The following is a 25,430-nucleotide window of genomic DNA, read 5'->3' on the forward strand; positions in this document are numbered from 1 at the left end:
CGGCGGCGTCCGGCGCGGCGCCCGGCCCGGCGTCGGCGAGCAGCCCGAGCACCGCGTGCCGAAGCCGCGGCGCCCACGGCCGGCCGAGCTCGGGGCCGAGCGCCGGACGGACCGCGCCGCGCTCGTCGCGGGTACCCACCAGGGCGGGCCACCGCGGGGTGGCGGCCCACCAGGACGCGAGCCGCGCCCACCGGTCGGCGAGGTCCAGCGCCAGCCACTCGTCGGCGAGCGTGGTCGGGACGTGGTGCGGCGACTCCTCGCCGTCGTCGCGGACCAGGGCGCCGACGCCGGCCAGCTCGACGACGAACGCCGCCTCCTGCTCGGTGACCTCCAGGGCGCTCGCGGTGCGCCGCAGGTCGCGGACGCCGAGCCCGCCGGCGCGCAGCACGGGCGGCGGGGCCTGGCCCCACAGCCGCAGCAGCCCCGCGACCAGCCGGACGGCGCGCTCCGCACCGGCGGCGTGCTCGGCCTCGACCAGCGCGGCGTCGCGGCGCGGCAGGTCCTCCGGCGCGGGCGGGGTCGCCGGGGTGCGGTGCGTGCGGCCGTCGCGGAGCGCGAGGGCGACCGTGCGGGGGAGCACGACGTGCCGCTCGTCGGCCCGGACCAGCAGCCCGGCGCGGACCAGCTCGGTGACGGCCTCCGCCGCGGGCCCGGCCGCCGGGCGCACGCCGACGGGCGGCCCCCAGGTCAGCGCGTCCAGCACGGCGCGGCCGGCGGCAGGGGCGTCGGCGAGCAGCCCGGGGACGGCGGCGGGGTCGGGGTCGTGCGGCGCGGGGGCGGCGAGGCCGGCGGTCGCCGGGCCGAGCAGCTCCGCCACGCCCGGCGCGGGCCGCAGCACCGGGTCGGACGCGCGCCCGCCCACGGGGTGCACCAGGGCCAGGTCGGTGGCCGTCGCCAGCGCGGCGCGGACCGCGGGGGCCTCCGGGCGCCCGGCGCCGACCGCGGCCACCACGTCGCGGGCGCGCACCCCGGTCGCGGGGTCGGCCGACCCCGCCAGCAGCGCGACGACGGCCTCGACCGCCTGCAGCACCGCCGCGTCCACCCCCGCGAGCGCGCGCTCGAGGCTCGGCCGGCTGGTGGCGCGGGCGGCGAGGGAGGCGAGCGTGGCGGGCGACGGGTGCGCGAGGTCGGGGCGCCGCAGCAGCAGGCGCACCAGCTCGTCGTCCGACCTGCCGCGCAGGTGCTCGCTGAACGTGGCCATCCGCACCACGATACGTTCCGGCGGGTCCGGCGCGGGGCCGGGTCCGCCGGGGCGAGCCGCCGGGAGGCAGCGATGGCACGGGTGCGCAGGACGCGGGTCGTGGTGGCGAGCACCGCGGGGATCTTCGTGGAGTCGCTGGACTGGACCATGTACGCGCTGCTCGCGCCGTACTTCGCGGGGCAGGTGTTCCCGGGCGACGACCCGGTGACCCGGGTGCTGGGCGCGTACGTCGTGTTCGCGGTCGGCTTCGTGGTCCGGCCGCTGGGGTCGTACGTGATGGGCCGGATCACCGACACGAGGGGCCGGCGCACCGGCCTGCTGGCGTCGGAGTCGCTCATCGCCCTGGGTGCCGCGGTGATCGCCGCCGCCCCGACCTACGCCGTCGCCGGCTGGTGGGCCGCGGTCGTGGTCGTGCTCGCCCGGATGCTGCAGGGCATCGCGATGGGCGGCGAGGTCGCCACGGCGGCGACGTACGTCGTCGAGGTCGCCCCGCCGGAGCGCCGGCACCGGTACGGCGCGTTCGCGTACTCCGGCGACGCGCTCGGCACGCTCGGCGGCACGGTGGTGCTCGCGGTGCTGCTCGGCGTGCTCGGCCCGGACGGGCTGCGCGACGGCGGCTGGCGGATCGCGTTCGTCATCGCCGCCCTGTGCGGGCTGCTGGCGCTGTGGATCCGGCGCGGGGTGCCGGAGTCGGAGGTGTTCGAGCGGGCGCGGGACGCCGGGGTCGAGCCCGCCGGCCCGCTGCTCCGCCGGCACGCGGGGCGGATGGCGCTGGCGTTCATGCTCACCATCGGGTCCACGATGGGCGTCTACTTCGGGTCGGTGTACCTGCCGGAGTTCGCCGGGCACACCGGGCGGTACACCGAGACCCAGGCCGCGTCGCAGCACACCGTGGCGCTGATCTGCCTGCTGGTCGCGATGATCGCCTCCGGGTTCCTGGCCGACCGGTTCGGGCCGCTGGTGCTGATCCGCACCGGGTTCACCGCCGCGGCCGTGCTGGTCGTCCCGCTGATGCTCGGGCTGGCGGCCGGCGCCGTGCCGTACCTCGTGGCCGCGCCGCTGTTCACGATCTGCGTCGGCCTGCAGCTCGGCGTCACGCCGGTCGCCGGTGCGCGGCTGTTCCCGGTGCCGATCCGGGCCGTCGCGCTGGGCGTCCCCGCGGCCGCCGCCATCGCGCTGTTCGGCGGTACGTTCCTGTTCGTGGCCGAGTGGCTGATCTCCCGCGACGCGCTGCGCCTGGTCCCGGTGTGGGCCGCGGCGGGGCTGACGGTGTCCGCCGTCGGCTCGTGGCTGGTGGGCGAGCGGCTGCTCTACCCCGTCGAGACGCTCGCGGGGACCCGGGCCGAGCCGTCCCCGGTGCCGCGCCCCGCCGGCCCGGCAGCACCGCACCCCACGGAGGTCTGACATGCCGCTCGACCACCCCGCCCTGGACGCCCTGCGCGCCGACGCCCGGGTGCTGCTGCCCGACACCGCCGCGCTCCGGCACGCCCTGCACCGCACCCCGGAGATCGGGCTCGACCTGCCCCGCACCCAGGCGCTCGTGCTCGAGGCGCTGGAGCCGCTGGGGCTGGAGGTGCGCACCGGCGCCGGGCTGTCGTCGGTGGTCGCCGTGCTCCGCGGCGCGCGCCCCGGGCCGGCGGTGCTGCTCCGGGCCGACATGGACGCGCTGCCCGTCACCGAGGAGACCGGCGAGCCGTTCGCGAGCGAGGTGCCCGGGGCGATGCACGCGTGCGGCCACGACCTGCACGTCGCCGGCCTGGTCGCCGCCGCCCGGCTGCTGGCCGCCCGCCGCGAGGAGATCGCCGGCTCGGTCGTGCTGATGTTCCAGCCCGGCGAGGAGGGCGACCACGGGGCGCGCCTCATGATCGAGGAGGGCGTGCTCGACGCCGCGGGGGAGCGGGTCGTCGCGGCGTACGGCCTGCACGTCCTGTCGGCGATCCTGCCCACGGGGGCGATCACGAGCCGCCCCGGCACGCTGCTGGCCGCCGCGGACACCGTGCACGTCACGGTGCACGGGCGCGGCGGGCACGGGTCGATGCCGCACCTCGCGCAGGACCCGGTGCCGGTCGCCGCCGAGATCGTGCTCGCGCTGCAGGCGATGGTGACCCGGCAGTTCGACGTCTTCGACCCGGTCGTCGTCACCGTCGGCAGGATCGAGGCGGGCACCACCGACAACGTCATCCCCGCCGAGGCGCGGATCGAGGCCACCGTGCGCACGTTCTCCGAGGCGGTGCACGGCGTCGTGCCCGAGCGGGTCGCGCGGGTGTGCGAGGGCGTCGCCGCCGCGCACGGGCTGTCCGTCACCGTCGACTACCAGCGGGGGTACCCGGTCACGTCGAACCGGCCGGAGGAGGTCGCGCGCCTGGCACGGCTGGCGGCCGGGCTGTTCGGCGAGCGGTCGTACGTCGACGCGCCGCAGCCGCTCGCGGGCTCCGAGGACTTCTCCTACGTGCTGCAGGAGGTGCCCGGCACCTACCTGGGCGTCGGGGCGACGCCCGCCGACGCCGACCCGCGGACCGCGCCCTACAACCACTCCGCGCAGGCGCGGTTCGAGGACGGGGCGCTCGCGGTCGGCCCGGCGGTGCTCGCCGCGCTGGCGCTGGACCGGCTCGCGGAGGGCTGAGACGCGCCCTCCCGGCACCCGATCGGGTCCGGATCCCCGCCTGATCAGCGGCTCCACCCGCCCGAGCGCTCAGGTCCGCCTCACCTGTGCCGATGACAGGTCTCGACGCGCCCGTGGACGGGCGCCCGCGCTCGAGCCGAAGGGACACGCATGTCGATCACGGCGGGGCACCTGCCCCCGGCCACGCGCGAGGTGTGCGTCGCGCGTCAGGGCATCTACGACGTGCTGAGCCGGCCCATCGGGCACGAGCTGCTGTTCCGGGCCAGCCCGGACGCCCTCGAGTCCGGCGTCCGTCCCGGGATCGACGACAACCGCGCGACCGCGACCGTCATCGTCGCGACGCTCACGGAGTTCGGCGTCGAGGACCTGGCGGGCAACGGCGACCTGTTCGTCAACGTCCCGCGGTCGTTCATCGTCGACGAGCTGCCGGTGGCGCTCGACCCGCACCGCGTCGTGCTGGAGGTCCTGGAGAAGGTCCCCGCCGACGAGGAGGTGGTCGCGGGCGTCGAGCGGCTGCGCCGGCTCGGGTTCGGCATCGCGCTCGACGACTTCGTCCCGGGGGACCAGCGCTGGGACCTGCTCCCGCTGTGCGACTACGTCAAGGTCGACATGTCCGACGTCGGCGACCGGCTCGCCGAGTTCGCCGACGAGCTGCGGGCGGTCGCCCCGCACGCCGCGCTGGTGGCGGAGCACGTCGAGGACGAGGCCGACTTCCTCGCCGCCCAGGACGCGGGCTTCGACCTGTTCCAGGGCTACCACTTCCGTCGGCCGACGGTGCTGACCCGGCCGGCGCTCGCGCACCACGCGATGGTCGCCGGGCGGCTGCTCGTGCAGCTGGGCGACCCGCAGGTGTCCTACCGCCGGCTGGCCCGGCTCACCGCCGCCGACCCGGCGATCGCGCTCAAGGTGTTCCGGGTCGTGAACTCGGTGTCGGGCGCCGGGCGCACCGTGCGCAACCTGCACCAGGCGCTCGTGCTGCTCGGGCGGGAGCGGTTCCGCGCGATGCTCGTGCTGGAGGTGCTCGCGACCGCGGGCCACCACGACGACGAGATCCCGCTCATGGCGCTCGCCCGCACCCGCGCCGCCGAGATCCTCGCGCCGCAGGACCCCCTGGAGGCGTCCACGGAGGCGCTGGTCCGCATCGTGTCCGAGCTGCTCGACGTGCCCGTGTCCGAGCTCGACCCCGAGCTGCACCGGTCCCAGCCGAGCGCCCGGGTGGTCGCGGCCTGCGACGTGCTCGACGCGTACCTTGACGCCATCGCGGAGGAGGCGGTGCCGTCGATCCGGTCGCCGTACTCCGCGCTGCACGTGTCGCTCGTCTACCTGACCGCGCTCCGCGAGGCGCGGGCCCTGCTCGCCACCGTCTACCAGCCCGTGCCGCGGCTGCAGGCCGTGCCGGGCGGGGTCCAGGACGTGGCGTTCGGCTGAGCCGCGTCGCGCGGGCCGCGCGGCACGGGCGCGACGCGGGTCCGTGGGGGTTCGCCGGCCGCGGAGCGGCGCGCTGCGCGGGCGGTGCGACCGGTAGCCTGGTGACGTGCGGCGCGACGCCGCGCGAGTTCCGACGAGCACAGGGGATCGCAGTGCCCACCGGCAAGGTCAAGTGGTTCGACACCGATCGCGGCTTCGGCTTCATCGCCGCCGACGACGGCACCGAGGTGTTCCTGCACGCGTCCGCGCTGCCTGCGGGGATCGGCACGCCCAAGCCCGGCACCCGGGTGGACTTCGGCGTGGCCGACGGCCGCCGCGGCCCGCAGGCGCTCGCGGTCAAGCTGCTCGACCCGGTGCCCTCGGTCGCCGCGGTCCAGCGCAAGCCCGCCGACGACATGGCCGTCATCGTCGAGGACCTCATCAAGGTGCTCGACCGGGTCGGCAACGACCTGCGCCGCGGCCGCCGCCCGGAGAAGTCCCGCGCCGAGCAGGTCGCCACCCTGCTGCGCGCCGTCGCCGACGACCTCGAGGCCTGAGCATGGCGACCGCGACCCAGGACGCCGTGCTCGGCGGCGCCGTCGACCTCGCCCGCGAGGCCGCCCTCGAGCTGGCCGAGCACCCCCAGGACGTCGGCGAGCACCTCGGCTACACCGTGGACGCCGACCGGCTCGTCTCGCACCGGTTCGCCTGCACCGCCAAGGGCTACCGCGGCTGGGTGTGGACCGTGACCCTGTCCCGGGTGCCGCGCGCCCGGAAGGCGACCGTCTGCGAGGCCGTGCTGCTGCCCGGCGACGACGCCGTCCTCGCGCCCGCCTGGGTGCCGTGGGACGAGCGGCTGCGCCCGGGCGACCTCGGCCCCGGCGACGTGCTGCCGTTCCGCGCGGACGACCCGCGGCTGGAGCCCGGCTTCACCCCCACCGGCGACCCCGAGGTCGACGAGGTCGCGATCGGCGAGCTCGCGCTGGCCCGCAACCGGGTGCTGTCGCCGGTGGGGATCTCCGAGGCCGCCGAGCGCTGGTACCGCTCGAAGCAGGGCCCGGCGTCCGCCGGTGCCGTCGCGTCCGCCGAGCCGTGCCTGACCTGCGGGTTCCTGGTGCCGCTGCAGGGCGCGCTGGGCACCGTGTTCGGCGTGTGCGTCAACGCGTGGTCCCCCGACGACGGCAAGGTCGTCGCGCTGGAGCACGGCTGCGGCGCGCACTCCGAGACGGACGTCGAGCCGCGGCCGTCCGAGTGGCCGGACGTGCCGGTCGCGCGCGAGCTGGACGTGCTGCCGACCGCCGAGGTCGTCGGGTCCGGGGCGGTCGACGCCCCGGAGCCGGACGCGCCCGTCGTCGGGGGGGCCGGGGACGACGCGGCCGGCCCCGCCGTGACGGTGGAGGCCACGGTCGAGTCCGTGACCGTCGAGGTCGAGGTGGCCGCGGACGACGTGGCGACCGACGACGCGGCGCAGGACGCGCCGTCCGCGGAGGACGAGCCCCGGTCGTGACCGGCGACGTCTTCGGCACGCGCGCGCTGCGCGAGCGGGTGCTGGGGACGTGGCGCGCCGACCCCGCGCGCCTGCGCGAGGACGCGAACACCGAGGAGGACCACGCCCGCGGCTACTACCGCGACCGGGTGGTGGTCGAGCTCGCGCAGAACGCCGCCGACGCCGCGGTGCGCGCGGGGGCGCCGGGGCGGCTGCTGCTGCGGCTGACGACGGCGGGCGCGACAGAGGCGGCCGGCGACGACGCAGGCGGCGGGCGCTCGGGCGACGACGGCTCCGGCGCGTCGGGTCCGGCGGTGCTGGTCGCGGCGAACACCGGCGCCCCGCTCGACGCCGCCGGCGTGCGCTCGATGGCGGCGATGCGCGCCTCCGCGACCCGCGACTGGCCGGGCCGCGACGGCGCAGGCACGGGCGGCCCGGGCCTGGTCGGCCGGTTCGGCGTCGGCTTCGCGGCCGTGCGGGCGGTGTCGGACGACGTCCGGGTGCTGTCCACGTCCGGCGCGGTGCGGTTCTCGCTCGACGACACCCGCCGGGACCTCGCGCTCGCCGCCGGCGACGAGCCGCGGCTGGCCGACGAGGTCGCCCGCCGCGAGGGGTCGCTGCCCGCGCTCCGGCTGCCCCGGGAGGACGAGGGACGCCCGCCTGGTGGGTACGACACCGCGGTGGTGCTCGCGCTGCGCGACGACGCGGCGGTGGACGCCGTGCGGTCGATGCTCGCCGAGGTCGGCGACGCGCTGCTGCTGGCGCTCCCGGGGCTGACCGAGGTGGTGGTCGAGGACGACCTCGCCGGCCACCGTCGCCGGGTCGCCGACGTCGACCGCCGCTGGCGGCGCCTCACCGTCGAGGGCGAGCTCGACCCCGCGCTGGTCGCGGACCGCCCCGTCGAGGAGCGGTCCCGCCGCCGCTGGCGCGTGACGTGGGCGCTGCCCGTCCGCGGCGCCGGGCCCGACGACCGCACCGGGGTCGCCGGGGACCTGTTCGCCGCGCTCACCGGGGCGGCGGGGGGCGGTGCGCCGTGGGAGCGGGTGCTGCACGCGCCCACGCCCACCGACGACGCCCTCGACCTGCCCGCGCTGCTCGTCGCGACCGTCCCGCTCGACCCGACCCGGCGGCGCGCCGCCCGCGGCCCCGCGACCGACGCGCTGCTCGACGTCGCCGCCGAGGCGTACGCCCGGCTCGCCGCCGCGTGCGCCGTCGACGGCGACGACGCCCTGCGTCTGGTCCCGCTCGGGCTGCCGGCGGGCGACCTGGACGCCGCGCTGCGGGGGCGGCTGGTCGAGGCGCTGTCCCGCACGCCGCTGCTGCCGCCCGCGCACGCCGCCGACCCCGGGGACCCCGCCGACCTCGTCGAGCCGCACCGGGCCGTCGCGCTCGCCGGCCCGCACGCCCCCGAGCTGACCCGTGCCCTCGCCCCGTGGTTCGCCGGCCTCGTCGTGCTGCCCGAGGGCCGGCTCGCCGCGGCCCGTGCCCTGGGCGTCGAGGTCCGGGAGGCCGCCGAGTACGTCGAGGAGCTGCCGGCCGCCTCCGGTCTGCCGCCCGCGCGGTGGCGCGCCCTGTACGCCGCGCTCGCCCCGGCCGCGGGCGACCCGCTCGCGCGCGAGGCCCTCGCGGCGCTGCCGGTCCCGCTGGCCGACGGCCGGGTGGTCCGGGGCGCCCGTGGTCTGCTGCTCCCGGTGGCGGGGGCGCTCGACGCCGCGGGCCCGGTGGCCGGCGCGCTGGCGGTCCTCGGCCGGTGGGGCGTGCGCCTCGTGCACCCGGCGGCCGCCCACGAGGTGCTGGAGCGGCTCGGCGCGGCGCCCGCCGACCCCGCGGCGCTGCTCGCGCACCCGGGCGTGCGGCAGGCCGTGCTCGACCAGGCCGACGAGGACGACGTCGCCGTGGCGGAGCAGGTCAGCGACGCGGTGCTCGCGCTCGTGCGCGCGGCCGTGGCGGACGGGTCGGTCCCGCCGGACGGCGAGCCGGTCGCCCCGGGGCGGGCCGTCCTCGGGCTGCTCACCCTGCGCGCGGCGGACGACGAGCCGACGCCCGCGCACGGCCTGGTGCTGCCGGGGTCGCGCGCCGAGCGGCTGCTCGACCTGCGGGTGCTGGCCCCGATCGCCCCGGACGCCGTCGAGCGGTGGGGCGCGGACGCCCTCGCCGCCGCGGGCGTCCGCGCGGACCTGGTGCCGCTGCTGCTCGCCGACGTCGCGGCGGCGCCGGACGACCCGTACGCCGACGACGACGCCGACCTGGTCACCGACGCCCTGGACGGCTGGGACGCCTGGATCGCCGAGGTCGCCGCGGTCGTCGGGGAGGGGGAGACGCTGCCCGAGGTCCTGGCGGTCGCCGACCTCGACGCCACGGACCCGGGCGCCTGGCCCGCCGTGCTCGCCCGGCTCGCCGAGCCCGGGCCGCTGCGCCGCGCGCTGCTCGACGAGGTGCGCGGCCCCGCCGGGCGCCGCGCCCCCGGGTACACCGCGTGGTGGCTGCGGCACCGGTCCGGGCTCCCGCTGGCGGCGCCGTTCGCGGTCGCCGGGGCGGAGCCCGCCGTCGCCCGGCTGCTGCCGACCCCGCCCCCGGCGGTCGCCGCGCTCGACCCCGCCGCGCAGGCGGCGCTGGGCGGGGTCGCGACCCTCGCCGCGGTCCCGCCCGGCGCCTGGGACGCGCTGCTGCGGGCCGCCGCGCCGGTGGGCGGGCGCGTCGACCTCGACCTCGCGGCGGCGGTGTGGTCCGCCTGGGCCGGGCTCGCGGCCGCGGAAGCCGAGGGGGACGCGCTGCCCGACCTCGACGTCCTGCCCGCCCTCGTCGCGCTCGACCGGGTCGTCCTGGTGCACGCGGAGGACGCCGCCGTCGCCCCGGCGCCGATGTGGTGGCAGCGCACCGACGTCGCCGCGATGGTGCCGGTGACCGGTGCGGCGGACCCGGAGGACCTGGCCGAGCTGCTCGGGGTGCCCGTGGCGGGCGACCTCGCCGACGGCGTCGTCGACGAGCGGGACGGCGACGACGCCGGCACCCTGTCCGCGACCCCCGACGCGGTGCGGGTCCTGCTGCCCGGCGCGCCGGACACCTGGATCGAGCACGAGCAGCTGCGGGTGGACGGCGTCCCGGTCGACTGGTGGGTGGACGGCTCCGGTCCGGACGCGATCGTGCACGCCACCCACCTGGCCGGCCTCGCGCGCGGGCTGGCGCAGGCGTGCGGCGCGTGGCGGCTCCGGCACGCCGCGGAGCTCGCCCTGGTGGAGCCGGCGCGGGCCGCCGAGCTCGCCGTGGAGCAGGTCGCCGACGACGGGGGCATGATGGACGGCCGATGAACCGCAGCCTGCTCACCTCGGCCTACCTGCCCGCCCTGCTCTACGAGACGGGGCTCGGCGCCGTCACCCCGGTCGTCGCCCTCGTGGCCGCGGGCATGGGGGCCCGGCTCGACCAGGCCGCGCTGATCGTGGCGCTGGTGGGCGTCGGCCAGATCCTCGGCGACGTGCCCGCGGGCGCCCTCGCCGCCCGGGTCGGCGACCGGCGGGCCATGCTCGTCGCGGCGCTGGTGGCGTGCATCGCGCTCACGATCGGCGCGCTCGCCCCGACGCTGCCGGTGCTCGCGGTCGGCGTGCTGCTGACCGGTGCCGCGTCCGCGGTGTTCCACCTCGCCCGGCAGGCCTACCTCACCGAGGTGGTGCCGGTGGTGAACCGGGCGCGGGCGCTGTCCACCCTGGGCGGGGTGTCCCGGATCGGCGTGTTCCTCGGGCCGTTCCTCGGTGCGGCGGTGCTGCACGTCGCCGACCTGCGTGCGGTGTTCTGGCTCGCGGTCGGCACCACGGTCGCCGCCGCGGCGGTCGTCGGGCTGGCCCGGGACGTCGACGACCGGCACCCCGCCGCGCGGGGCCGTCCCCGGGTGTCGACCGCCGGGCTCGTGCGCCGGCACGGGCGGCTGCTCGCGACGCTCGGGCTCGCGGTCGTGCTGGTGGGCGCCGTGCGGGCCACCCGGCAGGTCGTCCTGCCGCTGTGGTCCGAGCACCTGGGGTTCGCCCCCGCGACCACGAGCCTCGTGTTCGGCATCTCGGGCGCCGTCGACATGCTGCTGTTCTACCCGGCGGGCAAGGTCATGGACCGGCGCGGGCGGCTGTGGGTCGCGGTGCCGTCGATGCTGGTGCTCGGCGGCGCGATCGCGGTGCTGCCGCTGACGTCGACGCTCGTCGGCCTGACGGTCGTGGCGATGGTCATGGGCTTCGGCAACGGCATCGGCTCCGGCATCCTCATGACGCTCGGCGCGGACGTCGCCCCGCCGGACGCCCGGGCGCAGTTCCTCGGGGTGTGGCGCGTGTTCCAGGACTCGGGGGCCGCGGCCGGTCCGCTGGTGGTCTCGGCGGTCGCCGCCGCGGGCAGCCTGGCGGCGGGGATCGTGACGATGGGCGCGGCCGGCCTGCTGGCGGCGGGCGCCCTCGCGGCGACCGTGCCCCGCTGGTCCGAGCACGCCACGGCCCGCACCCGGGCCCGCGCGGCTGCGGCCCGCGCAGCGGCCGACCGCGCCGCGGCGACGGACCCGCCGAGCGGGCACTAGACGTCGCTACCGCGGGCCGGGTGGGGACGTCTGGTGCCCGCTCGGCGGAGGGGGTGCGGGGGTCAGCGGCCCGCTCGGCGGAGGAGGTGCGGGGCTCAGCGGCCCGGGCGGCGGCGGGTCCAGGCGAGGCCCAGCCCGCCCAGCGCGGCGCCCGTGACGCACGCCCAGACCCCGTGCGGGCCCGCGGCGTCGGTCAGCCACAGCACGACGGCCACGACCAGGGCCACCAGCCACGCGGCGATGCCCACCAGGAACACGGGCCGCATGCTCACCGGCACCGGCTCCGGGGCGGGCTTGCGGCTCTCCGGGCGCAGGGCGAGGTGGATGAACGACGGCACGGCCACCACCCTATGCGCTCCGGTGGAGCCGGAACCGCGGGGGCCTACTCGCCGAAGGCGAGGGCCGTCGCCGTCGCCAGGGCGCTCGGGACCGCGGCGAGGTACGCGTGCGCCACGTCCCACGGCTCCAGGCCGGTGGCCGCGACGGCCGCGGTGTCGTTCTCCTCGTGGGCGAGCACGGCGGCCAGCACCTGGCCCAGCCGGCCCTCGCGCCGCAGCAGCGCCGAGCTCAGCGCGTCGGAGACGCCCGTGCGCGCGACGAGCTCGGTGAGGTCGATGCCCTGCTGGGCGGCGACCGCGGACAGCAGCCCGACGGTGTACCCGGCGTCGTCCCCGGCGATCGTGTGGCAGGTCATGGCGCGGGTCAGGATCGACCACAGCGTGCCGACCGAGGCCGGCTTGGCGTCGATGAGCGACGCGATCGCGAGCGCGTGCAGCTGGCGCGGGCCGACCAGGACGACGGCCTGGAGCACGGAGTCGATCTCGCGCCGCAGCCCGAACGCCGAGGAGTTCACCAGGTGCAGGACCCGCATGGACAGCTCGGGGTCGGAGGCGACGGTGCGCACGACGGTCTGCTGGTCGACCTGCTCCTCGGACAGCACGCGCAGCAGCTCGAGGCACTGCAGCTCGCCCGCGGAGAACGACCGGCGGGTGACCGGGGGGTCGCGGTGGAACATCGGGCCCTGGAGCAGGTCGGCGCCGATCGCCTGGGCGGTCTCGAGCCGCTCGGTGGTGTCGGTGTGCTCGGCGACGACGGTCGCGCCGGCGGCGTGCGCGCGGGCGACGAGCTCGGCGCAGTGGTCGGCGCCGCGCTGCAGGTCGACCTTGACGATCTGCACCCGGTCCAGGAGCCGGTCCTGGGCCAGCGAGCCGTCGTAGTCGGCGAGCGCGAGCCGGCTGCCGCGGGCCGTGGCGGCGGCGAGCAGCTCGTCGACGTCGGGGCGCCGCGCGAGCGACGGGGTGATCTCGAGCATCAGCCGGTCGGCGTCGTACCAGACGGCCGCGGTGCCCGACAGCAGCCCGGCGGTCGCGCGGAGCAGCACGGGCTTGTCGCCCGCGAGGCCGGTCAGGTCCAGGCGCCGGTAGGCGGCCTCGACGGCGACCTCGGTGCTCTCGTCCGGAAGCGACGCGCCGGTCGGCCCGCTGACCAGGACCCGCACGGCGTAGCCGTAGACGGAGCGGTCGTGGTGCACGACCGGCTGGCGCAGCACGGTGGTCTCGCCGCCGCCGATCGGGATCGGGCTGCCGCTCGCGGCGCGCGGGGACCCGGCGTCGGCACCGAGGGTCGAGGTCATCACGAGCTCCAGGTCGGGTCGGTCGGGGCGGGAGGTCAGGCGGCCGGCGCGAGCGGCGCCCGCAGCGGCCAGTCCTCGGCGAGGACGGTCTGGACGGCGGCGCCCGTCACCGGGTCGACGACGAGCGGTGCCAGCAGGTTCGCGGTGGGCGGCTCGCCGCCGTCGGCCGGGCGCACGACGACCAGGCGCACGGCGTGGTCGCGGTCGGCGCCGATCGCGGCGAGGACGTCGCCGGCGATCGCCGGGGCGTACTCGGGGAAGAACGCGTCGGGGTCGACGACGAACAGCCGGACCGGGCGGGCGCCCGCGGGCTCGGCGCGCAGCGCGTACAGCACGCCGGCGTCGTCCAGCGGGGTGAGCGTGAAGTCCTCGTACCCGGCGAGTCCCGGCATGGGCGTGCGCAGGTGGAGGTGCTCGGGCAGGTGGGTGCGACGCGGGGCGTCGGCGAGCTCAGCGGTCATCGGAGGAAGTCCAGGAGAGTCGGCTGGAGGACCTTGGCGGCGGCGCCGAGGGCGCCCTTGTAGGCGACCTCCTGCGAGCCGAGGTCCAGGATGATCTGGGCGAGGTCGACGTCCTGGATGGCGCCCAGGCGCGTCTTGGCGGTGACGGTGCTCTCCGCGATCAGGGCCTGCGCGGAGTCGACCTGGTTCTGCCGGGCACCGATCGAGGACAGCTCGGTCGTCATGGCGTCGAGGCGGTCGTCGATCGCGTCGAGCTGGTCGGACGGGTCCCCGCCGGCCTGGAGGGTGGCGACGATGCCGTCGAGCAGGGCGAACACCGAGTCGTCCCCGGTGCCGAACACCCGGGCGCCGTCGGAGTCCACGCGGACGGTGGTGCCGCTCGCGACGGTGCGGGTGACGATGGCGCCGTCGACGCCCTTGAAGTCGTAGGCGCCCGCCGCGTCGTCGGCGGCCCCGAACGCGGGGGCCGCGACGGTGCCCGCGAACACCGGACGGCCCAGGTACTCCGTGTTCGCCTGGGCGAGCAGGGCGTCCTTCAGGCCGGAGATCTCCTGGGCGAGCGCCTCGCGGGAGGTGCTGCCGAGGGCGCCGTTGCCGCCCTGGACGGTGAGGTCCCGGGCCTTGCGCAGGTTGGCCAGCGAGGTGGTCAGCGCGCTGTCGACGGTCACCAGCCAGGCCTCGCCGTCGGCCGCGTTGCGGTCGTACTGCGCGAGCAGGCGCTGGTCGCCCTGGATCTTCAGGACGTCGGCGGTCCCGGAGGGGTCGTCGGAGGCGCGGTTGATCTTCACGCCCGAGGACATCTGCGTCTGCAGCTGCGACATCCGGTGCAGGTTGTCCTGCAGGTTGCCCAGCGTCGTGTTCCGCACCGTCATCTGCGTGACGCGTCCGATCGCGGTCATCGGCCCACCACCCCCGTCCGGTTGATCAGCGTGTCGAGCATCTCGTCCACGGCCGTGAGGACGCGGGCCGCGCCCTCGTAGGCCCGCTGGAAGGCGAGCATGTTGACCGTCTCCTCGTCCGTGTCGACGGACGTCTGCGCGAGCTGCGCGGAGGCGGCGGTGGCGCGGGCGGCCTCGGCGACGGTGGCGCGCGACGCGGCGGACGCGGACTTCACGCCCAGGTCGACGACGAACGCGGACCACTGCGAGTCGGGGCCGTCGACGGCCTTGGCGAGCGCCGCGATCTGCTCGCCGACGCTGCCGTCCAGGCTGCCCTGGCCGGGTGTGGCCACGGCGACGCCGGACGGGTCGGTGATCGCGACGGCGAGCCCGAGCGCGGCGGGGCGCGAGGGGTCGATCGTGAAGAAGTCCTGGCCGGTCGTGCCGTCGGCGGTCGCGGCGGTGCGGTGGATCGCGTTCACCGAGTCGGCGATCGTCGTGGCCATCGCGTTGATCGAGGCACCGGCGGAGGCGAGGACCCCGCCGTCCGCGGCCGGCCCGAGCGCCGTGAGCAGGCCGGCGACGCGGCCGCCGTCGAGGCCGGCGGCGTTGCCGTTGCGGGCCCAGACGATGCTGACCCCGGTGCCGCCCGACACCGCGTCGCCGAACGACGCCGCGCTGCCGGCGCCGACGGCCAGGGCGTTGGCCGAGCCGCCCGAGACGAGGGCGTTGCCCGCGACCATGACGTCGACGCTGCCGTCCCCGTTCGTGCGGGTGGTCGCGCCGACGAGCGAGGACAGCGAGGTGATGAGCTGGTCGCGCTGGTCCATCAGCTCGTTGGCGGAGCCGCCCGCGTTCGTGATGGACAGGATCCGGGTGTTCAGGTCGGCGACGTTGGCCGCCGTCGTGTTGACCTGCGTCACCAGGGCCTTGGTGGTGGTCAGCGCCTGGTCCCACTGGGTCGAGACGTCCTGGTACAGCGTGGACAGCCGGTCCGCGACGGCCTTGCCGCGTTCGAGGAGCACGGCGCGGTTCGACTCGGAGCCGGGGCTGTTGGCCACGTCGGACCAGGCGGTCCAGAAGCCCGTGAGGTCGGCGGAGAAGCCGGTCTTGGACGGCTCGCCGATCGTGGTCTCGAGCGTGTCGTACTCGGTCGCGATCGCGGCGAGCCGCGACGCGCCCGACGTCTCGTTGCGCAGGCGGGCGTCCAGGAAGACGTCGCCGAGCCGGTCGATGCCGGTCACGGCGGTGCCGATGCCGACGCCGTTGCTCGTGGAGAACATCGACGGCACGGTGGCGGCCGGCAGGGAGGCCATCGCGGCGCGCTGCCGGGTGTACCCGACGGTGTTCGCGTTCGCGATGTTCTGCCCCGACACCTCGAGCGCCTGGCGCTGCGCGATCAGGGAGCTGAGGGCGGTGCCCAGTCCGGAGAAGGTGCTCAACGGGTCCTCTTCCTCGGGTGTCTCGGGTCGTCTCGGGTGGCGGTCAGAAGGACCGGTCGAGCAGCTGCGCGCTGCGGTCGGCCTCGGCCGTGGTGTGGCCCTGCGGGTCGTACGTCTGCACCGACTCCTGCAGCGACATGAGCGTCTCCTGCGTGGCGCGGTGCGACATGGCGAGCAGCTCGCGGTTGCCGTCGGCCAGCTGGCCGATCTCGGTGGTGAGCTGGACGAAGGCGTCGCGGTGCGCCTGCAGCAGGTCGTCCCACGGGGTGGGGGCGTGCTCGGCGAGCGTCCGCAACGTGGCGCCGGGCTCCAGGCCGAGCTCCAGGGCGACGGCGTCGGCCTCGACGGAGCGGCCGAGCTCGGCGTCCCGGATCTGCTCCAGGACCGTCTCGACCTCCCGCGTCGCGTGGGCCAGCCACCGCGTGCGCCCGCTGGTGAGCACGAGCTGCTCCTCCTCGAGCTTGAACAGCAGCAGCTCGAGCAGGCGTCGCTCGGTCCACAGGACGTCGGACAGCTGGCTCAGGGCCATCGGGCGTTCCCCCTTCGAAGCAGCGGTGGTGCGGTCGGGACGCCCGGCGCGGGGTGCCGGCCGCGGCGTGATGCCTCTCCTATCGGGACGGGGCGGGGGGACCTGAGCGAAACCGGACACCTCGTGGCCACCCGCGCGTCGCCGCCGCCGGGGCCCGCGTTGAACCGACTGGTCAGTCCGTGTATCTGACAGGACAGCGATGTCCCAGGTGTGACGTGTGTCACAACTCCTCAGAACGGCCCGGAGCTATGTCGGCGGATGTCCGTTTTGTCTTTCCGGTACGTCCGAAATGGCCGCGGAAGTCGCATAGATCGGGTCCTCAGGAACTTCAGAACAAAGACTCAAGCCAGGTTTCACCCCCGCCGAGAACCGGTTCGTGAACAGCTCTGCAGCCACCCCCGCCGCCGACGACCTCGTCGTCGCGCACATGCCGCTCGTGGGGTACCACGTGAGCGAGGTCCTCTCCCGGGTCCCCGCCACCGTCAGCCGGGAGGACCTCGTGTCCGCCGGCCACCTCGCGCTGGTGCTCGCCGCCCGTGCGTACGACCCGGAGACGGGCGTCCCCTTCCCGCGCTACGCCGCGCTGCGCATCCGCGGCGCGCTGATCGACGAGCTCCGCTCGATGGACTGGGCCTCCCGCGGAGCCCGGCACCGCGCCCGCGAGCTGTCCGCCGCGAGCGACCGCCTCACCGCGACCCTCGGCCGCACCCCCACCCGCGAGGAGCTCGCGAGCGCGCTCGGCACCGACCTCGCCGCCGTGGACCAGGCCCGCCAGGACGCGGAGCGCCGCGTGCTGTCGATGGACGCCACCGTGCACCCGGTCGCGGACCTCGTCCGCGACGAGGCACCCGGCCCGGAGGACAACGTGATCATCGGCGAGCGGCTGCGCTACCTGCGCGCCGCGGTCGACACGCTGCCCGACCGGCTGCGCACCGTCATCGAGGGCCTGTTCCTGCAGGACCGGTCGGTCGCCGAGCTGGCCGACGAGCTGGGCGTCACCCAGTCCCGGATCAGCCAGCTGCGCACCGAGGGCCTGGCCCTGATGCGCGACGGCCTGAACGCCAGCCTCGACCCCGACCTGGTCCCGGTCGCCGAGCGCCCCGACGGCGTCGCCGAGCGCCGTCGCCGGACCTACTTCGCCGCGGTCGCCTCGCGCGCCGCCATGACCGCCGCCGGCCACCGCGCCGAGGAGGCCCGGTCGGTGCCGACCCCGTTCGAGGGCTCCGACCGCATCACCACCGCCGCGGTCTGAGACCGCACGCCGAGCTCGTTCACACGACGCCAGGAGGCGCCGGCCGCAGCACGCGGCCGGCGCCTCCTGGCGTTCGGCGTCCCGCGCAGTGCCAGGTCAGCGGCCCGCGTTGACCCCTTCGGGTGAACCGGGTCGAACCCCTCAGCCCCGGCCCCGGCCGGTCGAACTTCATGGGTGAGCCCACGGATGGGCCACGAGTACCCCGATCAAGGAAGAAGAGAACCATGGCGCTCTCCGTCAACACCAACATCGCGGCGCTGAACGCGTACCGCAACCTGTCCTCCACGCAGAACGACCTGAGCAAGTCGCTCGAGAAGCTGTCGAGCGGCCTGCGCATCAACCGTGCTGCGGACGACGCGGCTGGTCTGGCGATCTCCGAGGGCCTGCGCGCCCAGATCGGCGGCACCACCCAGGCCGTGCGCAACGCCCAGGACGGCATCTCCGTCGTCCAGACCGCTGAGGGTGCGCTCACCGAGACGCACTCCATCCTGCAGCGCATGCGGACCCTGTCCGTCCAGGCGTCCAACGAGGGTGGTCTGTCCGACACCGCGAAGTCCAACATCCAGGACGAGCTGTCCGAGCTCAAGACCGAGCTCACCCGCATCGCGGACACCACGCAGTTCAACGGCAAGAAGCTGCTGGACGGCAACTACGACGGTTCGTTCCAGGTCGGCGCCAACACCTCGGCGCAGGACAAGATCAACGTCAAGATCCAGACCGGCAACGGCCAGGGCCTCGGCACCGAGGGCCTCGGCCTCGCGGGCGTCGACGTCACCGCGATCGCCTCCAACGCCACCACCGTGGCCAACACGACGGCCGCCGAGTCCGGCACCGCCGGCGTGAAGACCCTCGCCGCGGCGGTGGACTTCACCGCCGACGACGTCAAGAACTTCCAGGACCTGAACGGCACCATCACCATCGGTGGCAAGTCGCTCGACCTGAAGTCGGTGGACTACACGGGTGTCACCACCTCCGCCGGTGCCACCACGGCCCTGCAGAACGCCCTCACCGCCAAGTTCGGCGCGGGCGCCGTGACGGCCGCCGCCACGGCGACCGGCATCACCCTGACCGGTGCGGCCACCACGGGCACCGCGGCCGAGGTCGCGGCGACCGAGGTGAACTTCACGCAGGCCTCCGGTGCCTCCGAGGCGATCGACCTGATCGACTCGGCCATCACCTCGGTCTCGCAGGTCCGTTCCTCCCTCGGTGCGGTCCAGAACCGCTTCGACCACACCATCAACAACCTCAACGTCGCGGTGGAGAACCTGACCGCGTCCGAGAGCCGCATCCGCGACACCGACATGGCGTCCGAGATGGTCAGCTACACCCGCGCCTCGATCCTGTCGCAGGCCGGTACCGCGATGCTCGCCCAGGCCAAGAACCTGCCGCAGAGCGTCCTGCAGCTCCTCCAGTGAGCTGTCGCCCCCCGGTGGTGACACCGGGGGGCACCGCACGACCCTGACAGGCGGTGGGTGGACGACCGTCCACCCACCGCCTGTCGCGTGCCGGCCCCGCCGGCCTGGCGCACGACCGACCCGGGGAGGACCGGACCAGCATGGTGAGCAGCATCGGGATCGACGGCCTGATCAGCGGCATGAAGACCAGCGAGATCATCGACCAGCTGCTCGCGGTCGAGGGCAACCAGCAGACCCTGCTGGCGTCCAAGCGCACCGGGCTGCAGTCCGTCGTCACCGCGCTGCAGTCGCTGAACACCAAGGTCGCCTCGCTCGGCACCGCCGCCACGACCGCCCTGAAGGCGGAGTCGTGGCAGGCCACCACCGCGACCGCCTCGTCCACCGCGGTCACCGCCGTGACGTCGAAGGACGCCTCGCCGTCCTCCCTCACGCTGACCGTCGACACCCTGGCCACGTCGCAGTCGACCCTCTACACGCTCCCGAGCTCCTACACGTCGGCCAAGCCGTCCTTCACCCTCACCGTCGGCGGCGAGGAGAAGACGATCGTCGCCTCCAGCTCGCACATCGGCGACGTCGTCGCGGCGTTCAACGCCGAGGGCACGGGCGTCACCGCGTCGGCCGTGAACGTCGGCACCGCCGACGCGCCGGTCTACAAGCTGCAGCTCACGGGCACGAGCACCGGCGCCGCGAACGGGTTCACGGTCGCGGCGACCAACGCCAACGACGGCACGTCGCTGACCAGCCAGCAGCTGCGCGCCGCGGGGGACGCCAAGGTCACGCTGTGGCCCGGGACCCCGGGCCAGACCGAGGTGACGTCCGCGAGCAACACGTTCAAGGGCCTGCTCACCGGCGTGGACCTGACGGTCAGCAAGGCCGGCACCGACGAGGTCACGGTCACCGTGGCCCGCAACGCCGCCTCGATGAGCAAGCTCGCGTCCAACCTGGTCACGAACCTCAACGCGGTGCTCGGCGACATCGCCGACCGCACCAAGGCCACGACCGGCACCGCCGCCGACGGCGGGTCGATCCTCAAGGGCGGTCTGCTCGCCGGCAACACCGCGGTGCGGATGCTGCAGCAGAGCGTGCTCGCCGCCGGCTCCATCGACATCGACGGGAAGTCGCCCGCGTCGGTCGGCATCGTCGTCGGCCGCGACGGCACGTTCACGTTCGACGAGGCGGCGTTCACCGCCGCGTACGCCGAGGACCCGGTCGCCACCCAGAAGATGGTGCAGGCCGTGTCCACCGCGCTCGAGACGGCGGCCACCTCGGCGTCCGACAGCACCAAGGGCACGCTGACGGCGCAGATCACCTCGTACCAGAGCGAGGTCACGGACCTCGCCGACCGGATCGCCGACTGGGACGACCGGCTGGCCACCCGGCGCGCCTCGCTCACCCGGATCTACACCGCGATGGAGGTCTCGATGTCGCAGATGCAGTCGACCTCCAACTTCCTGTCCCAGCAGCTCGCCCAGCTGAACGCGAACAACGCGTCGAGCTGAGCCACACCCACCACGCAAGGGGGACCGTCGTGTACGACGTCCGGACCCGGTACCTCGCCGACGCGGTCGCCACCGCGGGCCCGGCGAAGCTCCTCACCATGCTGTACGACCGCCTGCTGCTCGACCTCGACCGGGCCGAGACGGCGCTGCGCTCGGGCGTCCGCGCCGAGGGCACCCAGCAGCTCGCGCACGCGCAGGAGATCGTCGCGGAGTTCATCGCGAACCTGAACGTGGGGGAGTGGGACGGCGGCGACCGCCTGCTGTCGGTCTACACCTTCCTGCTGTCCGAGCTCATCGCGGCGAGCACCGCGGGCGACGCCGAGCGGGTCGTGGCCTGCCGCGCGCTGGTGGCGCCGCTCGCCGAGGCGTGGCGCGAGGCCGCGCTGGTCGTGGCGAAGGACGTGCCGACGCAGCGCCCCGCGCCGTCGTTCGACACCGCGGACGCGGGTTCCGGGGGCGTGCTCGGTGTCGGCTAGCAGCGCCGTCGCTCCGGTCCAGGGGGCGCACACGGCGACCGCGCCGGACGCCGACGCGCCGTCGCACCGCGACCCGCACGGCACCGGTCACCACGACGACGGGACCGGGCGGGAGGCCGCGTGGACGCGCGCCCTCGCCGAGATGGAGGAGGCGGCGGACCGCGCGGAGCACCTGCTCGCGGCAGCCGGCTGGGCCGACGCCGGTGCCGCCGCGCGCGTCGCCGACGTGGCGGTCACCGGGCCGTGGCGCACGCCGCGTGGTCTGGGCGCCCTGCCGCTCGCCCTCGCCCCCCGCGCCGCCGCGCTGGTCGACCGCCAGCGGGACCTGGTGCGCCGCACCGCCGAGCAGCTCGCGGAGCACCGCCGCGCGCTGCGGACGACCGACGGCCTGCGCACCCGCGCGGCGGTCGCCCCGGTCTACCTCGACGTCGAGGGCTGACCGCCGCCTGGGTGCCAGCACCTACAAAGGCCGCCGGACATTCTCCGGCAAATTCGGACAAGCCGTTCGAATCGCGTCCGCCGCGCGAGTGATCCGCGACATTTCTCGGGCGCACGCCTCAGCACGACCCGCGCCCCGCCGATGGGACGCGTGAGCACGGATCGCTCGCGCAGCAGGCCACGGACTAGGCCGACCAGGACCAACCTCGGGTGAGGGTGACCCTGCATGGGCATGTTCGACTCCGTCAGCTACGTCGCGATCAACAGCGCGCTCGACGGCCTGGCCGCGCGCCAGCGCGCCATCGCCGAGAACGTCGCGAACATCCAGACCCCCGGCTACCACGCCAAGAAGGTCCAGTTCGAGGACGCCCTGGCCCGGGCGGTCTCCGCCGGCACCGGCGCCGCGTCGGCCACCACGGCCCGCTCCCTCGAGCCCACCCGCATGGACGGCAACAACGTCAACCTCGACGAGGAGACGCTGCTGAACGTCGACACCCAGCTGCGCTACCAGCTCGCGACCCAGGCCGTGGACGGCACGTTCTCCGGCGTCCGCACCGCGATGAGGACCTCCTGATGACGACGTTCGGGGCGATCGGCATCGCCAGCACCGGCATGACCGTGTACCGCAAGTGGATCGACGCGGTCAGCGACAACCTCGCCAACATGAACAACGCGACCGCCACCTCGGAGGCCGCCTATCAGGCCAAGTACGTCGTGGCGTCGGAGATCTCCTCCGCGAACGGCGGCGGCGCGCAGGTGTCCGGCATCGCGCTCGGCCCCGCCGAGGGCCGCGTGGTCTACGAGCCGACGAACCCGCTCGCGGACGAGGACGGCTACGTGCGGTACCCCGAGGTCGACATGGCCTCCCAGATGACGCAGCTGATCATGGCGCAGCGCGGCTACCAGGCGAACGCGGCGGTCGTGGACCGCGCGAAGTCGTCCTACGAGGCGGCGCTGCAGATCGGACGGAACTCGTGAGCATCCAGCCCGTCAGCGGGGTGTCCGGCGTGACCGGCCCCTCCTCCCTCGCCGAGCTGTCGGACCTCGCCGGCCTGCAGGGCCTCGGCGCGACCGGCGCGACCGGCACCGCCGGCGCCGACGGCGGGTTCGCCGCGGCCCTGGGCGCCGTCGACCACGTCCAGCAGCTCCAGTCCACGAGCCAGGCGCTCGCCGTCCAGGCCGTCACCGGCGACCTCGACGACGTGCACGACTACACGATCGCGTCGTCCGAGGCGAAGCTCGCCCTCGAGCTCACCGCCGCCGTGCGCAACAAGGCCGTCGACGCGTTCACCGAGATCATGAGGATGCAGGCCTGATGCCCGCCCAGGTGAAGTCCCTGTTCGGCCGCATGAGCGGCGCGGTGAAGCAGTTCTCGCTCCCGCAGAAGACCTTCGCGATCATCGCGGTCGCCGCGATCCTGCTCGGCGGGTTCGCGATCTGGTCGTGGGCCTCGAAGCCCACGCTGGCCCCGCTGTTCTCCGGCCTGTCCGCGACCGACGCGTCGGCCGTGGTCGACCAGCTGTCGGCCGAGGGCGTGTCCTACGAGCTGACCGACGGCGGCGCCACGGTCATGGTGCCGCAGGACAAGCTCTACTCGATGCGGCTCAAGCTCGCCGCCGCGGGCCTGCCCGCCAACGCCGAGGGCGACGGCTACTCACTGCTCGACGGGATGTCGATGACGTCCAGCGAGTTCCAGCAGCAGACCACCTACACCCGCGCCCTGGAGGGCGAGCTCGCCAAGACGGTCGGCGCCATGTCCGGCGTCGAGGCCGCCACGGTCAAGCTCGCGCTGCCGGAGGACTCGGTGTTCGTCTCGCAGCAGCAGGACCCGACCGCGTCGGTGTTCGTGCGCACCAAGACCGGCACCCAGCTGAGCAACGACCAGGTCGAGGCGATCGTGCACCTGGTGTCCGCGGGCATCGAGGGCATGAAGGCCACCGACGTGGCCGTCGTCGACTCCACCGGCAAGGTGCTGTCCGAGGTCGGCACCGGGCTCACCGGCGGCACCGGCGACGAGGCCACCTCGGCCTACGAGCAGCGGGTCACCGGCGCCGTGCAGGCGCTGCTGGACCAGGTCGTCGGCGCCGGCAAGTCCGCCGTGACCGTCACCGCCTCGCTCAACCAGGACCAGACCCAGCGCACGTCCGAGGAGTTCTCGGCCACCGAGAACACCCCGCCGCTCGTGTCCTCGACGACGACCGAGGAGTACACCGGCTCGGGCTCCGGCACCGCCACCGGCGTGCTCGGCCCGGACAACATCGCCGTCCCGACGGGCGAGGGCGACGGCACCGGCTCGTACACGAACACCACCGAGGACGTCAGCAACGCGGTGAACAAGGTCACCGAGGTCACCACCGTGGCCCCGGGCACCGTCGAGAAGCAGTCGCTCGCCGTGCTGGTCGACCAGACCGCCGCAGCCGGCATCGACCTGAACCAGCTCACGGCGACCCTCACCGCCGCCGCCGGCATCGACACGGCCCGCGGCGACACCATCGCGGTGCAGGCCATGGCCTTCGACACCACCGGCGCCGACGCCGCGGCGGAGGCCCTCGCGGCCGCCGACGCCCAGGCCGAGGCCGACCGCCGCGCGGACCTGCTCCGGCAGGCGGTGATCGCCGGCGCCCTGCTGCTGATCGTCATCGTGGTCGCGATCGTGCTGGCCCGCCGGTCGCGGCGCAGCAAGCGCGAGGCGCTGGACATCGGCGAGCTCCCGCTGATGGACGGCCCCGACCCGGCCGCCGAGCTCGACGAGCTGCCCGAGATCCCGCCCGCCCTGCCCGGCCCCGCCGAGATCGACCCGGTCGCCGAGTCCCTCGCGGTGAAGCGCGCCGAGATCGCCGCGCTCGCCGACGAGCAGCCCGAGGAGGTCGCGGACCTCCTGCGCGGCTGGCTGACCCCCGCCGGGCGGCGCTGATGTCGACCGCCACGCTCACCGGCACCCAGAAGGCCGCCATGCTGCTGCTGCAGCTCGGCCGGGAGCGCGCCGCCAAGGTCATGGCCAAGCTCGAGACCGCCGAGATCGAGGAGCTCACCGCCGAGATCATGCGGCTGGAGCGCGTCGACGCGACGGTCGCGGACGAGGTGGTCGAGGAGTTCTACGCCGCGTCGGCCATCGGCCCGAGCGTCAACGGCGGCCTCGGCTACGCCACCCAGCTGCTGGAGGGCGCGCTCGGCCGCGACGAGGCCGCGGGCATGATCGAGCGCCTGCAGACCTCGATGGCCGGGCAGCCGTTCGAGTTCCTGCAGCACGCCGACGCCCGCCAGGTGCTGTCGCTGCTGAACGGCGAGCACCCCCAGGCCGTCGCCCTGGTGCTCGCGCACCTGCGGCCCGAGCACGCGTCCGCGATCCTCGCCGGCCTGCCCTCCGACCAGCAGTCCGAGGTCGCGCACCGCATCGCCCTGATGGAGCGCGCGTCCCCGGACGTCGTCGCCGTCATCGCCGAGTCGATGCAGCGCAAGGCGTCCACCGTGCTGACCCCGAACGAGCTGTCCGCCGTCGGCGGCGTGCAGCCGCTCGTCGAGATCATCAACCGCGCCGACCCGACCACCGAGAAGCTCATCCTCGAGGGGCTGCAGAGCCGCGACGAGGCGCTGGCCGACGAGGTCCGCAGCCGGATGTTCGTCTTCGGCGACATCGTGCTGCTCGAGGACCGCGCGATGCAGCTCGTGCTGCGCCAGGTCGAGACCAACGAGCTCTCGGTCGCGCTCAAGGGCGCGACGCCCGAGGTGCGGGACAAGATCCTGCGCAACCTGTCCGAGCGCGCCCGCGAGAACCTCGAGGAGGAGATCGAGCTGCTCGGCCCGGTCCGCCTCTCCCAGGTCGAGGAGGCGCGCGCCGGCATCGTCCAGGCGATCCGCCGCCTCGAGGAGTCGGGCCAGATCGTGATCCGGCGCGAGGGCGAGGACGAGTATGTCTCCTGAGCCCCGCACCTTCACCCAGGCGTTCGGCGGCTCCGCGGCCGGGCTCGCGACGGCCGAGCCGTCGCGAGCCGAGGGCTACGCCGCCGGGTACGCGGCGGGCTACGCCGCGGGCGCCCGGGAGGCCGCGCGCGCCGCCGAGGCCCAGGCGGCCCGCGTGCAGCGCGAACGCGCCGAGGCCGACGCGCGGCGCGCCGCCGAGCACGCCGACGCCCTCGCCGAA

The 25,430-nt window shown here is 75.6% G+C and carries 24 protein-coding genes and 1 pseudogene; 18 read left to right on the top strand and 7 right to left on the bottom strand.

Features of this window, described 5'->3' with window-relative positions:
* A pseudogene (locus KVT14_RS17155) lies at window positions 1-1,201 on the bottom strand (hypothetical protein); the annotation flags it as partial.
* A gap of 99 nt (window positions 1,202-1,300) precedes the next feature.
* Here KVT14_RS17155 and KVT14_RS17160 point away from each other — a divergent pair.
* The 7 genes from KVT14_RS17160 (at window position 1,301) to KVT14_RS17190 (ending at window position 11,266) form a co-directional block, all read left to right on the top strand.
* Window positions 1,301-2,605: an MFS transporter gene (locus KVT14_RS17160; RefSeq protein ID WP_217616777.1), complete on the top strand. Its 1,305-nt coding sequence runs from the start codon at window positions 1,301-1,303 to the stop codon at window positions 2,603-2,605.
* A 1-nt stretch (window position 2,606) separates the two neighbouring features.
* Window positions 2,607-3,824 carry a M20 family metallopeptidase gene (locus KVT14_RS17165; RefSeq protein ID WP_217616778.1) on the top strand — a complete coding sequence of 406 codons (1,218 nt, stop codon included), beginning with the start codon at window positions 2,607-2,609 and terminating at the stop codon, window positions 3,822-3,824.
* 150 nt (window positions 3,825-3,974) lie between these two features.
* On the top strand, window positions 3,975-5,252 hold the full coding sequence (locus tag KVT14_RS17170; RefSeq protein ID WP_168216974.1) for an EAL and HDOD domain-containing protein: 1,278 nt from the start codon (window positions 3,975-3,977) through the stop codon (window positions 5,250-5,252).
* A 152-nt stretch (window positions 5,253-5,404) separates the two neighbouring features.
* On the top strand, window positions 5,405-5,788 hold the full coding sequence (locus tag KVT14_RS17175) for a cold-shock protein (RefSeq protein ID WP_147795518.1): 384 nt from the start codon (window positions 5,405-5,407) through the stop codon (window positions 5,786-5,788).
* A 2-nt stretch (window positions 5,789-5,790) separates the two neighbouring features.
* Window positions 5,791-6,738: a DUF3027 domain-containing protein gene (locus KVT14_RS17180; RefSeq protein WP_217616779.1), complete on the top strand. Its 948-nt coding sequence runs from the start codon at window positions 5,791-5,793 to the stop codon at window positions 6,736-6,738.
* Entirely contained in the window at window positions 6,735-10,025 is a 3,291-nt protein-coding gene (locus KVT14_RS17185) for a sacsin N-terminal ATP-binding-like domain-containing protein (RefSeq protein ID WP_217616780.1), read from the top strand. The genes KVT14_RS17180 and KVT14_RS17185 overlap by 4 nt, the downstream gene beginning before the upstream one ends.
* The gene (locus KVT14_RS17190) at window positions 10,022-11,266 is read left to right on the top strand and encodes an MFS transporter (protein ID WP_217616781.1); all 1,245 of its coding nucleotides are present in this window, start codon (window positions 10,022-10,024) and stop codon (window positions 11,264-11,266) included. The genes KVT14_RS17185 and KVT14_RS17190 overlap by 4 nt, the downstream gene beginning before the upstream one ends.
* 95 nt (window positions 11,267-11,361) lie before the next feature.
* Here KVT14_RS17190 and KVT14_RS17195 read toward each other — a convergent pair whose 3' ends face one another.
* The 6 genes from KVT14_RS17195 to flgN are packed head-to-tail and all read right to left on the bottom strand — an operon-like array spanning window position 11,362 to window position 16,209.
* Window positions 11,362-11,604, bottom strand: coding sequence for a DUF2530 domain-containing protein (locus KVT14_RS17195; RefSeq protein WP_147795522.1), 243 nt, complete (start codon window positions 11,602-11,604; stop codon window positions 11,362-11,364).
* Window positions 11,605-11,648: 44 nt separating this feature from the next.
* A complete protein-coding gene (locus tag KVT14_RS17200; RefSeq protein ID WP_217616782.1) occupies window positions 11,649-12,899 on the bottom strand; it encodes an EAL and HDOD domain-containing protein in 1,251 nt (416 codons plus the stop codon).
* A gap of 35 nt (window positions 12,900-12,934) precedes the next feature.
* Window positions 12,935-13,360 (bottom strand): flagellar assembly protein FliW, encoded by a 426-nt coding sequence (locus KVT14_RS17205; RefSeq protein WP_217616783.1) that lies wholly within the window; start codon window positions 13,358-13,360, stop codon window positions 12,935-12,937.
* Window positions 13,357-14,259 (bottom strand): flagellar hook-associated protein FlgL, encoded by a 903-nt coding sequence (flgL, locus tag KVT14_RS17210; protein WP_217616784.1) that lies wholly within the window; start codon window positions 14,257-14,259, stop codon window positions 13,357-13,359. The genes KVT14_RS17205 and flgL overlap by 4 nt, the downstream gene beginning before the upstream one ends.
* Window positions 14,256-15,680: a flagellar hook-associated protein FlgK gene (gene flgK / locus KVT14_RS17215; protein WP_217616785.1), complete on the bottom strand. Its 1,425-nt coding sequence runs from the start codon at window positions 15,678-15,680 to the stop codon at window positions 14,256-14,258. Before flgK ends, flgL begins: the two co-directional genes overlap by 4 nt.
* 43 nt (window positions 15,681-15,723) lie before the next feature.
* Window positions 15,724-16,209 (bottom strand): flagellar export chaperone FlgN, encoded by a 486-nt coding sequence (gene flgN / locus KVT14_RS17220; RefSeq protein WP_217616786.1) that lies wholly within the window; start codon window positions 16,207-16,209, stop codon window positions 15,724-15,726.
* A gap of 376 nt (window positions 16,210-16,585) precedes the next feature.
* On the opposite strand from flgN, the gene KVT14_RS17225 reads away from it, so the two are divergent.
* From KVT14_RS17225 to KVT14_RS17275, 11 genes are all read left to right on the top strand, one after another.
* A complete protein-coding gene (locus KVT14_RS17225; RefSeq protein WP_308161135.1) occupies window positions 16,586-17,461 on the top strand; it encodes a sigma-70 family RNA polymerase sigma factor in 876 nt (291 codons plus the stop codon).
* Between the two features lie 224 nt (window positions 17,462-17,685).
* Window positions 17,686-18,876: a flagellin gene (locus KVT14_RS17230; protein ID WP_217616787.1), complete on the top strand. Its 1,191-nt coding sequence runs from the start codon at window positions 17,686-17,688 to the stop codon at window positions 18,874-18,876.
* A gap of 140 nt (window positions 18,877-19,016) precedes the next feature.
* Complete coding sequence (fliD, locus tag KVT14_RS17235; protein ID WP_217616788.1) at window positions 19,017-20,375, top strand: flagellar filament capping protein FliD; 1,359 nt, start codon at window positions 19,017-19,019, stop codon at window positions 20,373-20,375.
* 29 nt (window positions 20,376-20,404) lie between these two features.
* On the top strand, window positions 20,405-20,851 hold the full coding sequence (gene fliS / locus KVT14_RS17240; RefSeq protein ID WP_217616789.1) for a flagellar export chaperone FliS: 447 nt from the start codon (window positions 20,405-20,407) through the stop codon (window positions 20,849-20,851).
* Entirely contained in the window at window positions 20,841-21,290 is a 450-nt protein-coding gene (locus tag KVT14_RS17245; RefSeq protein WP_217616790.1) for a hypothetical protein, read from the top strand. The genes fliS and KVT14_RS17245 overlap by 11 nt, the downstream gene beginning before the upstream one ends.
* Before the next feature lie 231 nt (window positions 21,291-21,521).
* Complete coding sequence (locus KVT14_RS17250) at window positions 21,522-21,863, top strand: flagellar basal body protein (RefSeq protein WP_217616795.1); 342 nt, start codon at window positions 21,522-21,524, stop codon at window positions 21,861-21,863.
* Window positions 21,863-22,267: a flagellar basal body rod protein FlgC gene (locus KVT14_RS17255; protein ID WP_147795533.1), complete on the top strand. Its 405-nt coding sequence runs from the start codon at window positions 21,863-21,865 to the stop codon at window positions 22,265-22,267. The genes KVT14_RS17250 and KVT14_RS17255 overlap by 1 nt, the downstream gene beginning before the upstream one ends.
* Window positions 22,268-22,323: 56 nt before the next feature.
* Complete coding sequence (locus KVT14_RS17260; protein WP_254631151.1) at window positions 22,324-22,605, top strand: flagellar hook-basal body complex protein FliE; 282 nt, start codon at window positions 22,324-22,326, stop codon at window positions 22,603-22,605.
* Window positions 22,605-24,203: a flagellar basal-body MS-ring/collar protein FliF gene (gene fliF, locus KVT14_RS17265; RefSeq protein WP_217616791.1), complete on the top strand. Its 1,599-nt coding sequence runs from the start codon at window positions 22,605-22,607 to the stop codon at window positions 24,201-24,203. The genes KVT14_RS17260 and fliF overlap by 1 nt, the downstream gene beginning before the upstream one ends.
* Window positions 24,203-25,210: a flagellar motor switch protein FliG gene (gene fliG / locus KVT14_RS17270; protein ID WP_217616792.1), complete on the top strand. Its 1,008-nt coding sequence runs from the start codon at window positions 24,203-24,205 to the stop codon at window positions 25,208-25,210. The genes fliF and fliG overlap by 1 nt, the downstream gene beginning before the upstream one ends.
* The coding region (locus KVT14_RS17275; protein WP_217616793.1) for a hypothetical protein at window positions 25,200-25,430 on the top strand (231 nt) is incomplete at its 3' end. The genes fliG and KVT14_RS17275, both read left to right, overlap by 11 nt.

The organism is Cellulomonas sp. GbtcB1 (genome assembly GCF_019091725.1).
Taxonomy (GTDB): Bacteria; Actinomycetota; Actinomycetes; order Actinomycetales; family Cellulomonadaceae; genus Cellulomonas.

What these genes read in the sequence shown, in the direction of transcription:
- KVT14_RS17205 (WP_217616783.1), bottom strand. Translation starts at nt 13,360, where the DNA reads ATGACCGCTGAGCTCGCCGACGCCCCGCGTCGCACCCACCTGCCCGAG.
- KVT14_RS17230 (WP_217616787.1), top strand. Translation starts at nt 17,686, where the DNA reads ATGGCGCTCTCCGTCAACACCAACATCGCGGCGCTGAACGCGTACCGC.
- fliG (WP_217616792.1), top strand. Translation starts at nt 24,203, where the DNA reads ATGTCGACCGCCACGCTCACCGGCACCCAGAAGGCCGCCATGCTGCTG.
- KVT14_RS17200 (WP_217616782.1), bottom strand. Translation starts at nt 12,899, where the DNA reads ATGACCTCGACCCTCGGTGCCGACGCCGGGTCCCCGCGCGCCGCGAGC.
- flgL (WP_217616784.1), bottom strand. Translation starts at nt 14,259, where the DNA reads ATGACCGCGATCGGACGCGTCACGCAGATGACGGTGCGGAACACGACG.
- KVT14_RS17190 (WP_217616781.1), top strand. Translation starts at nt 10,022, where the DNA reads ATGAACCGCAGCCTGCTCACCTCGGCCTACCTGCCCGCCCTGCTCTAC.
- fliD (WP_217616788.1), top strand. Translation starts at nt 19,017, where the DNA reads ATGGTGAGCAGCATCGGGATCGACGGCCTGATCAGCGGCATGAAGACC.
- KVT14_RS17170 (WP_168216974.1), top strand. Translation starts at nt 3,975, where the DNA reads ATGTCGATCACGGCGGGGCACCTGCCCCCGGCCACGCGCGAGGTGTGC.
- KVT14_RS17255 (WP_147795533.1), top strand. Translation starts at nt 21,863, where the DNA reads ATGACGACGTTCGGGGCGATCGGCATCGCCAGCACCGGCATGACCGTG.
- fliF (WP_217616791.1), top strand. Translation starts at nt 22,605, where the DNA reads ATGCCCGCCCAGGTGAAGTCCCTGTTCGGCCGCATGAGCGGCGCGGTG.
- KVT14_RS17180 (WP_217616779.1), top strand. Translation starts at nt 5,791, where the DNA reads ATGGCGACCGCGACCCAGGACGCCGTGCTCGGCGGCGCCGTCGACCTC.
- KVT14_RS17250 (WP_217616795.1), top strand. Translation starts at nt 21,522, where the DNA reads ATGTTCGACTCCGTCAGCTACGTCGCGATCAACAGCGCGCTCGACGGC.
- KVT14_RS17165 (WP_217616778.1), top strand. Translation starts at nt 2,607, where the DNA reads ATGCCGCTCGACCACCCCGCCCTGGACGCCCTGCGCGCCGACGCCCGG.
- flgN (WP_217616786.1), bottom strand. Translation starts at nt 16,209, where the DNA reads ATGGCCCTGAGCCAGCTGTCCGACGTCCTGTGGACCGAGCGACGCCTG.